Origin of the sequence: Fontimonas thermophila (assembly GCF_900113085.1) — a bacterium.
GTDB lineage: Bacteria > Pseudomonadota > Gammaproteobacteria > Nevskiales > Nevskiaceae > Solimonas > Solimonas thermophila.
This window is the reverse complement of record NZ_FOOC01000001.1, coordinates 76,134-88,355: the sequence shown is the minus strand read 5'-3', so window position 1 is coordinate 88,355 and position 12,222 is coordinate 76,134. Positions and strand designations below refer to the sequence as shown.

Sequence of the window (12,222 nt, the reverse complement as noted above, 5' to 3'; positions counted from 1 at the left end):
TCGCCCCGGCCGTGGGTTTTGCGGCTAGACTGGGCCAATGGGGACGGGGGAGAGAACCGATGAGAGCGCTCGCGATGGTGTTGTTGTGCGTGCCGGCGCGCGCACGGGCCGACACACTGGAGGGCGTTTGTGGTGAATCACATATGCCTTCCCGCACGGCGACCTGCTGGCAGGCAGTGTATCGGCCTCAGTCGGTGGGTCAGGCTGCGCATGCCCTGGCGCTTGCGCCAGGAGCGACAGCTAGATGACCTGACGACACAAACGCGGAAGACTTCACGCGGCGCCATCGCCTGCCGGTGCGTGTAAGATGATCGGCCGATAAGAACCACTCGGGAGCAGGACATGAACTACTTCGTCACCGGCGCCACCGGCTTCATCGGCAAATTTTTGCTCGAGCAGCTGCTCAGGCGCGAAAACGCCAAGGTTTATGTCCTCGTGCGCGAATCCTCGCGCGACAAGTTCGAGGTGCTCAAGGCGCGTTACGGCGAAGCCGGTGACAAGCTGCATCCGGTCTACGGCGACATCACCACGCCAGGCTTGGTCTCCGCCGCCGATTTCAAAAAGCTCAAGGGGCAGATCGACCACGTTTTCCACCTGGCCGCCGTCTATGACATGAACATGGACGACGAGACCGGAGATCGCATCAACAACGAAGGGACGCGCAATCTCGTTGCCTTCTGCAACGATCTCGGCGGCAAGGTGCGCCTGCATCACGTCTCCAGTGTCGCGGTCGCCGGCGGCGACTTCGTCGGCCGCTTCACGGAGGACATGTTCGATGAAGGCCAGCGGCTGGGGCACCCGTATTTCCGCACCAAGTTCGAGTCCGAAAAAATCGTGCGCGAGGAAGCGCGCGTGCCGTTTCGCATCTACCGTCCGGGCGCCGTCGTCGGTCATTCCGAGACCGGCGAGATGGACAAGATCGACGGACCCTACTACTTCTTCAAGACCATCCAGAAAATCAGCTATACCGTGCCCAAATGGCTGCCGCTGCTGGGCGTGGAGGGCGGCCGGGTGCCGATCGCGCCGGTCGATTACGTGGCCAAGGCGATCGATTACATCGCGCATCTCGACGGGCACGATGGCGAAACCTTCTGCCTGATCCAGTCGCGTTCGCCCACGGTGGGTGAGCTGCTGCAAATCTTTTTCGAGGCGGCACACGGCCCGAATTTCGCCAAAAAACTGGAACTGCCGCCGGTGCCGCCGGCGGTCAAGCAGATCACGAGCCGGATCAGCGAGCGTATTCCTCCCGCGGTGCAGCGGCGGATCTCGCGCGCGATCGGCGTGCCGGTGTCGGTGCTCGGATACATCAGCAACCAGGCCGTATTCGACGACAAGAATGCGCGCAAGGCGCTCAAGGGTTCTGGCATCAGCTGCCCCGACATCCGTGATTACGCCGACAAGCTCTGGCAATACTGGGAGCTGCACCTCGACCTCGACGTCAAGGTTCCAGCGCAGGCGGTGCAAAAGCTCGCCGGCAAGGTGGCCGTCGTCACCGGTGCCTCCTCGGGCATCGGCTTTGCCGTCGCCAAGAAACTCGCGGCTTCCGGTGCCAAGGTGATTCTCGTCGCGCGCACGCGCGAAAAGCTCGAGGCCACACAAAAAATCATCGAGAAAATGGGCGGGGAGGCGCATGTCTATCCCTGCGACCTTAACGACATGCAGGCCATCGACGCCTGTGCGCAGAAGATTCTCGCGGATTTCGATCACGTCGATATCCTGATCAACAATGCCGGCCGGTCGATCCGGCGCGCGGTCATGGAGTCGCTGGATCGCTTCCATGACTTCGAGCGCACGATGCAGCTCAACTACTTTGGCGCCGTGCGCATGATCCTCAACTTCCTGCCGATGATGGCCAAACGCAAATCCGGCCATATCGTCAACATCAGCTCGATCGGCGTGCTGGCCAACGCCGCGCGTTTTTCTGCGTATGTCGCGAGCAAGGCTGCACTCGATGCCTTCGGCCGCTGCCTGTCTGCCGAGGTCAAGCACCTCAACATCGAAGTCACCGCCATTTACATGCCGCTGGTGCGCACGCCGATGATCGCGCCGACCAAGCTCTACGACTACGTGCCGACGTGGAGCCCGGAGAAAGCGGCCGACACGGTCATGCGGGCGATTCTCGAAAAGCCCAAGTCGATCGCCACGCCCCTGGGTACGGCGGCGGCAATCAGCTACGCGCTCTGGCCCAAGGTCAACGATTACATCCTCAACAAAGGCTTCCAGTTGTTTCCGTCCTCGGCCGCCGCCAAGGGCCGCAAGGAAGGCGGCAAACCGACGCTGGAGCAAGTGGTTTTCGCCAACCTGTTCAAGGGCGAGTACTTCTGAGGCGGTATTGTTCGCCCCGCCGGCCAGTGGGCGGGGCGGTTCCCCGACCGGCATCGACCGCGGGGATGTGGTGGGTGTCTCCGGTACTGATGTGCGCCGTCGCGCGTGGCGCAGGTCAGGCCGAGCGGGCGTGCCGCAGGCGGCGCTGCTCGACGGCGTGGGCGAGGTGGCGCAGCAGTTCGGCGGTGTCGTCCCAGTTGATACAGGCGTCGGTGACGGACTGGCCGTAGGTCATCTGTTCACGCGGGCGGATGTCCTGGCGGCCTTCGACGAGATGGGATTCGATCATCACGCCGATGATGCGATGGTCGCCGCCAGCGATCTGGTGGGCGACGTCGTGGCCGACGGTGATCTGGCGCTTGTGCTGCTTGTTGGAATTGGCGTGGGAGAAATCGATCATCACCTGCGGCCGCAAGTTGGCCTTGAGCAGGGCGGCGCAGGCGGCATCGACGCTCTTGGCGTCGTAGTTGGTACCGGCGCTGCCGCCGCGCAGGATGATGTGGCAGTCCTGGTTGCCGGTGGTTTCGAAGATGGCGACGTGGCCCTGCTGGGTCAGGGACAGGAAGCGGTGCGGATGGGCGGCGGAGAGGACGGCATCGACCGCGACCTTGACGCTACCCTCGGTGCCATTCTTGAAGCCGACCGGGCAGGACAGCGCCGAGGCCAGTTCGCGGTGCAGTTGCGATTCGGTGGTGCGTGCGCCGATCGCGCCCCAGCTGACCAGATCGGTGAGGTATTGCGGGGTGAGGATGTCGAGATATTCGACGCCGGCTGGAACTCCCATCTCGTTGAGCTGCAGCAACAGCTTGCGGGCCAGGCGCAGGCCTTTGTTGATGTCGAAGCTGTCGTCGAGATCGGGATCGTTGATCAGGCCTTTCCAGCCGACCGTCGTGCGCGGTTTTTCGAAGTACACGCGCATCACGATCAGCAGATGGCGTGCGAGCTGCTCGCGCAGCGGGGCGAGGCGGCGCGCGTAGTCGAGCGCGGCGTCGGGGTCGTGGATCGAGCAGGGGCCGACGATCACCAACAGGCGGTCGTCGCGGCCGTAGAGGATGTCCTGGATCTCGCGGCGCGTGTCGAACGTGGTTTTCGATGCGGCATCGGACAGCGGCAGCTCGGCCTGGATTTCGGCCGGGGTGGAGACTTCGCGGACCGATTTGATCCGGGTGTTTTCGGTGACAAAACGCATGGCTCGGGGCGCACAGCGTGAGGCAGGGCAGCGATCCTAGCAGAAGAGGGCTGGGCTGGCATGGCCGGGCTTAGAAGCAGCCGACGTCCCGGTGGCCAACACGGCACAATACCCGCGATTCCGGATATGGGGGATGCCGTGTACCGCCGTGCGCGTTTCGTTTGGATGGTCTGCGCGATGGGGAGCATGCTCGCCGGTGCGACTGCAGCGCAGGCGCGCGAGCCGTTCGTCTTCGCCGCGTTCAATCAGGCAGCGCTCGCCCGGCATGCGCCGCTGCCGGCGCCGGCGGCCTTCGCGCCACACGCGGGCATGGCCGTCGTGCTCGACTGGACCAATGAGACCGTGCTCGAGCAGGCCGGCGGTGAGCAGGTGCGGCTCGATGGCGAGGCTTTGCGCCTGGGATTGAGCCGGCGCTGGGCGTGGGACGATGCCGTGATTGGCGTGGAGCTGCCGCTGCTCGTCACCGGCGGCGGGGTGCTCGATGCGGTGATCGAGCACTGGCATGAATGGTTCGGCCTGCCCAATGGCGGCCGCGAACAGATCGCGCAGGACGAGTACCGGTATCGCTATGTCCGCGATGGGGTGACGGTGTTCGATGTCGGCGGCAGCGACGATGGCATCGGGGATCTGCGCTTGAGCACCGCGCGCTGCATCGGCACGGCAGGGTGCTGGCGGGCGCTGGTGCAGTTGCCGACCGCCGACGCGGACCGCTTGCTCGGCGGAGGGCTGGGGGGATCGCTCTGGTATGAGCGGGGCTATGCGCTGGATCGGGCCGGACGGTGGCGGGGCGCGATCGCCGGCGGCGGCGCAGCTCTGCGCGCCGACGGCCCGCTCAAGGCGCAGCAACGCACGCGCGTGCCCTTTGGGTGGGTTTCGCTGGGCTATGCCCTGACCGATGTGCTCGATGCGGGCGTGCAGGTTTATGCGCACGGCGCGCTCTATGATGGCAGCGCGCTCGATGCGCTGTCGCGCGCCGGCGGCCAGGTCGTGTTCGGCGTGCGCTATCGTGGGGCGGCGGGGCAGTGGTGGCTCGCCGTGCAAGAGGACGCGCTGACGCGCTCTTCACCGGATTTCGTCATCCACGTTGCCGCCGATTGGGGCGCGGATTGACCGTGCGCCGGGGCTTTTGAGGACGGGAAGAACGACAGATGCGTGTACGGTTTGGACAGTCGATGATCCTGGCCGCTGCGCTGGGTTGCACGTGGAGCGGCGCCTGGGCACAGGCAAATGCGCAGGAGGCCGGGCAGGGGCTGGGCCTGCGTCTGGGTACGGTCGGCATCGCCGTCGATTACGTGCGCGAACTTCGTCCGTGGCTCGATCTGCGCGTGGGCTATGCCTTCGGGCGCGTCAGCGGAAGCACCGAGGAGGACGGCATCGATTACGACGCCGAGATCGAATTCGGATCGGCGTTCGCGTTGCTCGAGTACCGGCCCTGGCGCGGCGGTTTCCGGATCGGTGCCGGCGTGCACGGCGCAGCCCCGGACATCGGGCTGGTTACGCGCGCCGACAACACGCAGTACCAGATCGGTAACAGCACGTACACCGCAACCGGCCGTCTCGACGGCGATATCGACCTCGGCCGTGTCGCGCCCTATGTCGGGCTGGGATGGGGCGGCACGTCGGCGGGCAAGGGGCTGGGTTTGAGTTTCGATGTCGGGGTCATGTTCGCGGACCGCCCGCAGGTGCGACTGGCTGCGCAGGGACGTGCCTGCGATTCGACGATACTGCCCTGCAATCCCGCTGGGCCTTCGGGCTTCGACGTCAACGATCCGGACGATGCGCGCGCGCAGACGTTCCGCACCGAGCTTGAGCGGGAACGGCAGAACGTCGAGAACGAGATCAAGGATCTGCGCTACTGGCCGGTCGTGAACCTGGGCGTGCATTACCGCTTCTAGACTGAAACGAGCACCGGTCGCCGTTTTCGCCTGCCTGCCGATCGATACAGGTTACGTCCCAACAAGCGGGTCACTGACTGGCGGTCCGCGCGGCCGCTGTTACTGGCCATAATGGCGGCAAACGCGGGGAGGCGGGGTCATGGATCAATCGCAGCGCATCGAGGAGTTGGTCCGCACGGTCAGTGCGCGTGTGCCCCTGGACGCCGCCGCCGTGCTGGCACGCGAGCGCCCGGAGACGGTGGCCGCCGTGCTCGCGCACCTGCCGCGCAAGTTGATGCAACACATCGTCGAGTATCTGCCGCCGCATCTGCGGCCGCAGGCTTCGCCGTCGGCATGGATCGATTTGGAGATCCCCGAGCGCGTCGCCGACCTGATGGAGCCGGTGCTCGGGGACATCCTGGAGACGGCGACGGTGCAGGATGCGATCGAATACCTGCGCGCCGCCGACCATGCGCGCCAGATCACTTATCTCTACACGACGGATGCCGACGGCCGGCTCACCGGCCTCGTCGTGATCCGCGATCTGTTGCTGGCACGTCCGGAGCAGTCGCTGACCGAGGTGATGCTGCCCGATCCGTTTGCATTGCATGCCCGGATGCCGGCCGGCGAAGCGATCCGGGCGGCGGTGCACCGTCATTACCCGGTTTATCCGGTGGTGGACGCCGAGCGGCGCCTCGTCGGTCTGGTGCGTGGCTGGCGGCTGTTCGAGCGCCAGGCCATCGAGATCACCGCGCAGTCCGGCCAGATGGTCGGTGTCGACAAGGACGAGCGTGTCCACACGCGTCTCTGGCAGGCCTTCCGCATGCGCCATCCGTGGCTGCAGCTCAATCTGCTGACGGCGTTTCTCGCGGCTTTCGTCGTCGGGATGTTCGAAGACACGATCACCCGCATCGTCGCGCTCGCTGCGTTTCTGCCCGTGCTCGCCGGCCAGAGCGGCAACACCGGCTGCCAGGCGCTGGCGATCACGCTGCGCGGGCTCACGCTCGGCGATCTCGACACGTATCCGATCGGCAAGCTGCTGCGCAAGGAGGCTGCGCTCGGCGCGCTCAATGGCGTGCTCGTCGGTCTCGTCGCCGGCATCGCGATGTGGCTGTACGCGACCCGCACCGGTGCGCCGGATGCGCCGATGCTGGCGCTGACCATCGTGCTCGCAATGACGGGCGCGTGCACCGGCAGTGGCATCTTCGGCGTGCTCGTGCCGGTGACACTGCGGCGTCTGGGCGCCGATCCGGCGACGGCGAGCAGCATTTTTCTGACCACGGCCACCGACGTGCTCGGCATGGGCTTGATGCTGGTGCTGGCGACGACGCTGGTGTTGTGAAGGCAAGGCCGCTGGCACACTAAGCGGTCTATGCGCCTTCTGCCGCTTGTTGTCGCCGCCATTGCCGCATCCGCCGCGTGCACGCCCCGTTACGGCGAGCGCCGATCCGATGCGCTCGACCCGCTGCGCCCGGCGTTCAACGCCGCCGATCGCGACCACGACGAGAATCTGACCCGCGCGGAGGTCGAATCCGGCATGGCGCAACTGCTGCCGTATTTCGCCGACATCGATACCGACGGCAATGGCCGGATCAGCGCCGGCGAGCTACGTAGCTGGCTCGAGTGGCAGCGCGTGCTGCGCGCGCCGCCGCCGGACGTACCGCGGGATCGTTGATGTCGGCGATCGATGCTGCGATCGTGCTCGTCGCCTTTTTGAGCGCGACGCTCTCCGGTGTCGCCGGGCTGGGCGGCGGCACCATTCTGATCGGCGTGCTCTATGCCGCCGGCATGGCGCCGGCGCAGGCCGTGCCCCTGTTCGCCGCGGTGCAATGCGTGGCCAACAGCGCGCGCACACTGGCTTATCTGCGCCATGTCGAGTGGCACGCCGCCGGCTGGTTTTCGCTCGCCGCGCTGCCGGCAATGCTGCTGGTCGCGCCGTTCGTCGAACACGCCGATGCCGATCTCGTCCGCCTCGTGCTTTCGGGTTTGATTCTGGCGTCGCTGCTGCCCACGCGCGCCGGCGTAGCGGCGCTGCCGCCGCGGCCGGCGTTCACGCTCGCCGGCCTGCTCAATGGCAGTCTCGGCATGTTCGTCGGCGCGACGGGCCTGTTCGTCGGCCGCCTGTTCTTCCGGCCGGAGTGGCGCAAGGAAACCACGATCGGCACGCTCGCGCTGACCCAGACGCTGGGCCATGCACTGCGTGTCGTGGTTTACGGATTCGTCGGCTTTTCCGCGCTGGCGCAACCGCTGCTCCTGGCCTTGCTGTGCGGCGCCGTGATTGCCGGAACCGCCCTCGGCAAGCGTCTCAACGGCCGGCTCAGCGAGGTGCAGTTCGCGGCTTTGTTCAAGTGGATTCTGATCGTGCTTTCGATCAAGCTCGCCTACGACGGCATGAGGGGGTTGTGGTGGAACTGAAACTCGATGCGGCAGGGGTGCAGGCGCTGATCCGCGCCGGACTGTCTGCAGCGGCCAAGGGCGGTGTTGTCGTCGAGGAGGTGCGCGCAGGCTATGCGCGCGTGCGCATCCCGTTTCGCGACAGCATGGTGCGGCCCGGCAACGTGATTTCCGGTCCGACACTGTTCACGGTCGCCGATACCGCCATGTATGCGCTGGTGCTCGCCCACCTCGGGCCGGCGCTGATGGCGGTGACCGCCGACATGAACATCCATTTTCTCAGCAGGGCCGCGCTCGGCGACGTCATCGGCGAGGCGAGGCTGCTCAAGCTCGGACGGCGGCTCGCGGTGATGGAGGCGACGCTCTCGACCAGCGCCGCGCCAGGCGCGATCGTGGCGCATGCGACCGGCAGTTACGCACTGCCCGCGGGTTTGTGAGGCGTCGGTCCCCGAGCCCTAATCCGGCAGCGGGCGTCCGCGGGTTTCGACGACCCAGGGCATCAACAACAGGCCGATGGCCGGAATCACTGCGACCCAGACCAGCACCTCGACCGCGGTACCGGCGCCACGGGCGGCGATCGCGCCGACGACGAACGGGCCGACGGCGGCAATGACGCGGCCGGCGTTGTAGCAGAAGCCGGCACCGGTGGCGCGCAGGCGTGTCGGGAACAGCTCCGGCAGATAGTAGGTGAAGCTGCCGAAGACGCCGAACACCGACAGCCCGATCGCGAAGTAGAAGTACAGCCGCATCTGCGGGGGGACGTCGGTGCCAAAGGTCAGCAGGATCGCGCCGATCGAAGCGGCGAAATACAGCGCGAACATCGGCCGCCGGCCCAGGTGCTTGGCCACCGGAACGGTCAGCAGCGTGCCGATCAGGCCGCCGAGGTTGAACGCCATCGTTGCGGTGAATTTCCAGTCCTCGGTGAGGCGCAGCATCGCGGCGCGCTCCAGACCGGTGGCCGCCGCATGCGTCTGCGCGAGCGCGGTGACGAACGTCGGCAGAAAGGCATTGCAGCTCCACCAGGTGATCAGCGCGATCAATGCCATCATCAGCCCACTGCGCGTGGCGCGCAGATGCTGCGGCGTGAACAGCTCGCGCAAGCGCGGCGGCGCGGTTTGCGCGCGTGCCTGCACCCAGCGCTCCGGTTCTTTCAGGAACAGGCGGATGATGAGAATCACCAGCGCCGGCAGCAGGCCGCAGAGAAAAACGTAGCGCCAGGATATTTCCGGCTGGTCGGCGAGCCACCAGCCGGCGATGACGAAGTTCACGACGGTCGCCAGCGTCGTACCGAAGGCGGCGGAGGTGTAGAGCAGCGCGCCGGCTTCGATGCGGCGGTTTTCGGGCATCACCTCGGCGACCATCGCGGCGCCGGCGGCCCATTCGCCGCCAATGCCCAGCGCGGCGATCAGGCGGAACACGAGCAGCCATTCGATGCTCGGCGCGAATGCGCACGCCGCCGTGCCGAGTGCGTACATCGCGATCGTGATCTGCATCGTGCGCGTGCGTCCGATGCGGTCGCCGACGTAGCCGAACAGAATGCCGCCGGCGGCCCAACCCAGGAGCAGCAGCGCGGTGAGAATGCCGGTCCAGTACAAGGTGGCCTGCTTGGCCTCGGGCGAGCCGATCGGCAGATCGAGCAGGGTCGGCACACAGTTGGGCGCGACGAAGTTGAACAGGATGCTGTCGAACAGATCGAAGCCCCAGCCGAGCCAGGCCGCAGCGAGCACGGTCCACTGGTAGCGCGTCAATCCGAGCATGGATCTCTCATCAGGTGTGGGCCAGATCCAGATCCCTGGTCTCGCGCGAGATCCACAGCGCGCCAAAACTGAGCAGCGCAGCGATGCTCAGGTAATAGCCGACGAATGCCAGCCCCTGGGTCTGGGCCAGCCAGGTGGCGATGTACGGCGCCAGCGAGGCACCGAAGATTCCGGCGAGATTGAAGCTCAGCGAGGCGCCCGTATAACGCACCGTGGTCGGGTACAACTCCGAGAGCACCGTGCCGAGCGGGCCATAGGTATAGCCCATCAGCGCCAGGCCCAGTGCGAGCGCGGCGAGCACCCCGCCCGTGCCCGCGCTCAGCAGCGGCGCGAGCACAAACCCGAAGGCCGCGATCGCCGCGCTGACCCATAGCAAGGTGCGGCGGCGGCCGTGCCGGTCGGCGAGTTTTGCCGACAGCGGAATGGTCAGGGCGAAAAACAATATGCCGAATAGCTGCATGACCAGGAATTGCTCGCGGGTATAGCCGAGCGCGGTCGTGCCCCAGGTCAGCGCGAACACGGTCATCAGGTAGAACAGTACGAAAGTCGCGAGCGCGATCACCGTGCCGAGCACTAGCGCGCGGCCATGTTCGCGCACCACCTTGAGCATGGGCAGACGCACCGGCGCATGGGTTTTGAGCGCTTGCGCGAACACCGGCGTCTCGGCGATGCGCAGGCGCACCCACAGGCCGACGAGCACGAGGACACTGCTGGCGATGAACGGGATGCGCCAGCCCCACGTGAAGAACTGCGCATCGCTGAGCGTCTCCGACAGGATCAAAAAGACGCCGCTCGAACAGATGAAGCCCAGCGGCGCGCCGAGCTGCGGAAACATGCCGTACCAGGCGCGTTTGCCCGGTGGTGCGTTCTCGGTGGCGAGCAGCACGGCGCCCCCCCATTCGCCGCCGAGCCCGAGTCCCTGGCCGAAGCGGCACAATGCGAGCAAAAGTGGCGCGGCGACGCCGATCTGGGCGTACGTCGGCAGCAGGCCGATGACCACCGTCGAGATCCCCATCGTCAGCAGCGCGGCGACGAGAGTGGCCTTGCGACCGATACGGTCGCCGAAATGGCCGAACAGCGCCGAGCCGAGCGGACGTGCGAAAAACGCGATCGCAAACGTCGCAAACGATTGCAGCATCGACGAGGTCGGATCATCCGCCGGGAAAAACAGCTTGGGGAAGACGAGCACCGCCGCCGTGGCATAGATGTAGAAGTCGAAGAACTCGATCGTCGTGCCGATCAGGCTCGCGAACAGTACGCGCCGCGGCGAATGGCCGGCGCCGGTCGTCGTGGACACGCTCATTCCCTCAACACTCCTGCCGGCGCACTCGCCGGTGCCGGGCGATTGTGCGGCAGCCGGTGCGCGGCGCGCTAGACTCACAACCCCAACATCGGAGAACGCCATGCGCACGGGTTTTACGGTATTGCTCTTCGCCGGACTGCTCGGTGCCTGCGGCCGTCCCGAACCTGCGCCGGAGCGCGGCAAGGCCGAAGGCCGCGAGGAGACGCGCACGATCCGCAACACCGAGGCCATCGGCTATGCCGGCGATGCGGTCGGCGACAAAGTCGATGCCGCGCTCGAGGCCAACGATCAGCGCAAAGACCGGCTCGACGCGGAGCTGGACGCCCAGCCGTAGCGATGCCGCCAGCAAGCCGTTGAAAACGGCTGCAGCGGGTCATTCTCGCTGCGTTTGGGAGCGGCCTGCTAGAGCGCCGGCGGTGCGTGCTCGCGGTGATGGACGAGGATGCGCCGGTACTGTTCCGGGTCTTTGACGTGGACGACGTCGCCGCTGCGCGGGAACGTCCAGTCGTACAACCGCGACAGCCAGAAGCGCAGGGCCGCGGCGCGCAACAGCAGCGGCCAGGCCGCGCGCTCGGCATCGGTGAGTTCGCGGCGCGCGCGATAGGCCGCGGTCAGCGCCTGCCAGCGCGCCGGATTGAGCGTGCCGTCGGGTTCGAAGCACCAGTCATTGAGGGTGACGGCGAGGTCGTAGGCCAGCGCATCGGTGCAGGCGTAGTAGAAGTCGATCACGCCGGTCAGCCGATCCTCGACGAACAGCACATTGTCGCGAAACAGATCGGCGTGGATCACACCTTGCGGCAGACTGGCGAGATCAAGCCCGGCCTGTGCGGCGAGCTCGTCCTCGATTAGCGCGCGGATTGCCGGGTCGCTCGTGTTCTGCGCGAGCAGGCGGCCGGTCTGTGCGCGCCAGGCTGCGCCGCGCGGGTTGACGCAGCGGCCAGGGTAGGACAGACCGATCATGTGCATCTCGCCGAGCGCGCGGCCCACCTGCCGGCACTGCTCGAGATCCGGAAACAGCACGCTTTGGCCATTGAGTCTGCGCACCAGCGCCGCCGGCTTGCCGTTGAGCATGGTCAGATTCTGCCCGCTGTGCGTGCGCAGCGGCATCGCGCTCGGAAAGCCATGTGCGGACAAGTGTTCCATCAGCCCGAGGAAAAACGGCAGATCCTCGTAGTTGAGGCGCTCGAACAGTGTCAGCACCCAGCGCCCGTCGCTGGTATCGACGAAGTAGTTCGTGTTCTCCACACCCTCGCCGATGCCGGTGAAGCCAATCAGCTCACCGACCGGATACTGCCTCAGGAACTCGCGCAACTCGGCATGACTGACTTTGGTGAAGACGCTCACGGCAGATCCGGACCGGGTGGAAAAATGGGGCAGGCG

12 protein-coding genes are annotated in these 12,222 nt (G+C 66.3%); 8 read left to right on the top strand and 4 right to left on the bottom strand.

The window, feature by feature from the left end:
• Positions 1-342 precede the first annotated feature (342 nt).
• On the top strand, positions 343-2,325 hold the full coding sequence (locus tag BMZ48_RS00360) for an SDR family oxidoreductase (protein WP_091529858.1): 1,983 nt from the start codon (positions 343-345) through the stop codon (positions 2,323-2,325).
• Positions 2,326-2,440: 115 nt separating this feature from the next.
• On the opposite strand, the gene BMZ48_RS00355 is transcribed toward BMZ48_RS00360, so the two are convergent.
• Positions 2,441-3,514 carry a 3-deoxy-7-phosphoheptulonate synthase gene (locus BMZ48_RS00355; protein WP_091529856.1) on the bottom strand — a complete coding sequence of 358 codons (1,074 nt, stop codon included), beginning with the start codon at positions 3,512-3,514 and terminating at the stop codon, positions 2,441-2,443.
• Between the two features lie 177 nt (positions 3,515-3,691).
• Here BMZ48_RS00355 and BMZ48_RS00350 point away from each other — a divergent pair, with 177 nt between their 5' ends.
• The 6 genes from BMZ48_RS00350 (at position 3,692) to BMZ48_RS00325 (ending at position 8,219) form a co-directional block, all read left to right on the top strand.
• Complete coding sequence (locus BMZ48_RS00350; RefSeq protein WP_234981444.1) at positions 3,692-4,624, top strand: DUF3187 family protein; 933 nt, start codon at positions 3,692-3,694, stop codon at positions 4,622-4,624.
• Between the two features lie 38 nt (positions 4,625-4,662).
• Complete coding sequence (locus BMZ48_RS00345; RefSeq protein WP_143383582.1) at positions 4,663-5,409, top strand: hypothetical protein; 747 nt, start codon at positions 4,663-4,665, stop codon at positions 5,407-5,409.
• Positions 5,410-5,548: 139 nt separating this feature from the next.
• Positions 5,549-6,730 carry a magnesium transporter gene (locus BMZ48_RS00340; RefSeq protein ID WP_091529849.1) on the top strand — a complete coding sequence of 394 codons (1,182 nt, stop codon included), beginning with the start codon at positions 5,549-5,551 and terminating at the stop codon, positions 6,728-6,730.
• 30 nt (positions 6,731-6,760) lie between these two features.
• The gene (locus BMZ48_RS00335) at positions 6,761-7,063 is read left to right on the top strand and encodes an EF-hand domain-containing protein (RefSeq protein ID WP_091529847.1); all 303 of its coding nucleotides are present in this window, start codon (positions 6,761-6,763) and stop codon (positions 7,061-7,063) included.
• Entirely contained in the window at positions 7,063-7,803 is a 741-nt protein-coding gene (locus BMZ48_RS00330) for a sulfite exporter TauE/SafE family protein (RefSeq protein WP_091529845.1), read from the top strand. Before BMZ48_RS00335 ends, BMZ48_RS00330 begins: the two co-directional genes overlap by 1 nt.
• The gene (locus tag BMZ48_RS00325) at positions 7,794-8,219 is read left to right on the top strand and encodes a PaaI family thioesterase (RefSeq protein WP_200769462.1); all 426 of its coding nucleotides are present in this window, start codon (positions 7,794-7,796) and stop codon (positions 8,217-8,219) included. The genes BMZ48_RS00330 and BMZ48_RS00325 overlap by 10 nt, the downstream gene beginning before the upstream one ends.
• Positions 8,220-8,237: 18 nt before the next feature.
• Here the strand turns inward: BMZ48_RS00325 and BMZ48_RS00320 are convergent, their stop codons facing one another.
• Together BMZ48_RS00320 and BMZ48_RS00315 are read right to left on the bottom strand one after the other, a co-directional pair.
• On the bottom strand, positions 8,238-9,539 hold the full coding sequence (locus BMZ48_RS00320) for an MFS transporter (RefSeq protein ID WP_091529842.1): 1,302 nt from the start codon (positions 9,537-9,539) through the stop codon (positions 8,238-8,240).
• Positions 9,540-9,549: 10 nt separating this feature from the next.
• The gene (locus BMZ48_RS00315) at positions 9,550-10,842 is read right to left on the bottom strand and encodes an MFS transporter (protein ID WP_091529839.1); all 1,293 of its coding nucleotides are present in this window, start codon (positions 10,840-10,842) and stop codon (positions 9,550-9,552) included.
• Between the two features lie 100 nt (positions 10,843-10,942).
• Here BMZ48_RS00315 and BMZ48_RS00310 point away from each other — a divergent pair, with 100 nt between their 5' ends.
• On the top strand, positions 10,943-11,176 hold the full coding sequence (locus tag BMZ48_RS00310) for a hypothetical protein (RefSeq protein ID WP_091529837.1): 234 nt from the start codon (positions 10,943-10,945) through the stop codon (positions 11,174-11,176).
• A gap of 68 nt (positions 11,177-11,244) precedes the next feature.
• Here BMZ48_RS00310 and BMZ48_RS00305 read toward each other — a convergent pair whose 3' ends face one another.
• Positions 11,245-12,186: a homoserine kinase gene (locus BMZ48_RS00305; protein WP_091529834.1), complete on the bottom strand. Its 942-nt coding sequence runs from the start codon at positions 12,184-12,186 to the stop codon at positions 11,245-11,247.
• Positions 12,187-12,222 lie beyond the last annotated feature (36 nt).

Bases quoted from the DNA above. Each gene is read 5' to 3' on its own strand.
- BMZ48_RS00360 (WP_091529858.1), top strand. From the start codon at position 343: ATGAACTACTTCGTCACCGGCGCCACCGGCTTCATCGGCAAATTTTTG.
- BMZ48_RS00355 (WP_091529856.1), bottom strand. From the start codon at position 3,514: ATGCGTTTTGTCACCGAAAACACCCGGATCAAATCGGTCCGCGAAGTC.
- BMZ48_RS00350 (WP_234981444.1), top strand. From the start codon at position 3,692: ATGGGGAGCATGCTCGCCGGTGCGACTGCAGCGCAGGCGCGCGAGCCG.
- BMZ48_RS00345 (WP_143383582.1), top strand. From the start codon at position 4,663: ATGCGTGTACGGTTTGGACAGTCGATGATCCTGGCCGCTGCGCTGGGT.
- BMZ48_RS00340 (WP_091529849.1), top strand. From the start codon at position 5,549: ATGGATCAATCGCAGCGCATCGAGGAGTTGGTCCGCACGGTCAGTGCG.
- BMZ48_RS00335 (WP_091529847.1), top strand. From the start codon at position 6,761: ATGCGCCTTCTGCCGCTTGTTGTCGCCGCCATTGCCGCATCCGCCGCG.
- BMZ48_RS00330 (WP_091529845.1), top strand. From the start codon at position 7,063: ATGTCGGCGATCGATGCTGCGATCGTGCTCGTCGCCTTTTTGAGCGCG.
- BMZ48_RS00320 (WP_091529842.1), bottom strand. From the start codon at position 9,539: ATGCTCGGATTGACGCGCTACCAGTGGACCGTGCTCGCTGCGGCCTGG.
- BMZ48_RS00315 (WP_091529839.1), bottom strand. From the start codon at position 10,842: ATGAGCGTGTCCACGACGACCGGCGCCGGCCATTCGCCGCGGCGCGTA.
- BMZ48_RS00310 (WP_091529837.1), top strand. From the start codon at position 10,943: ATGCGCACGGGTTTTACGGTATTGCTCTTCGCCGGACTGCTCGGTGCC.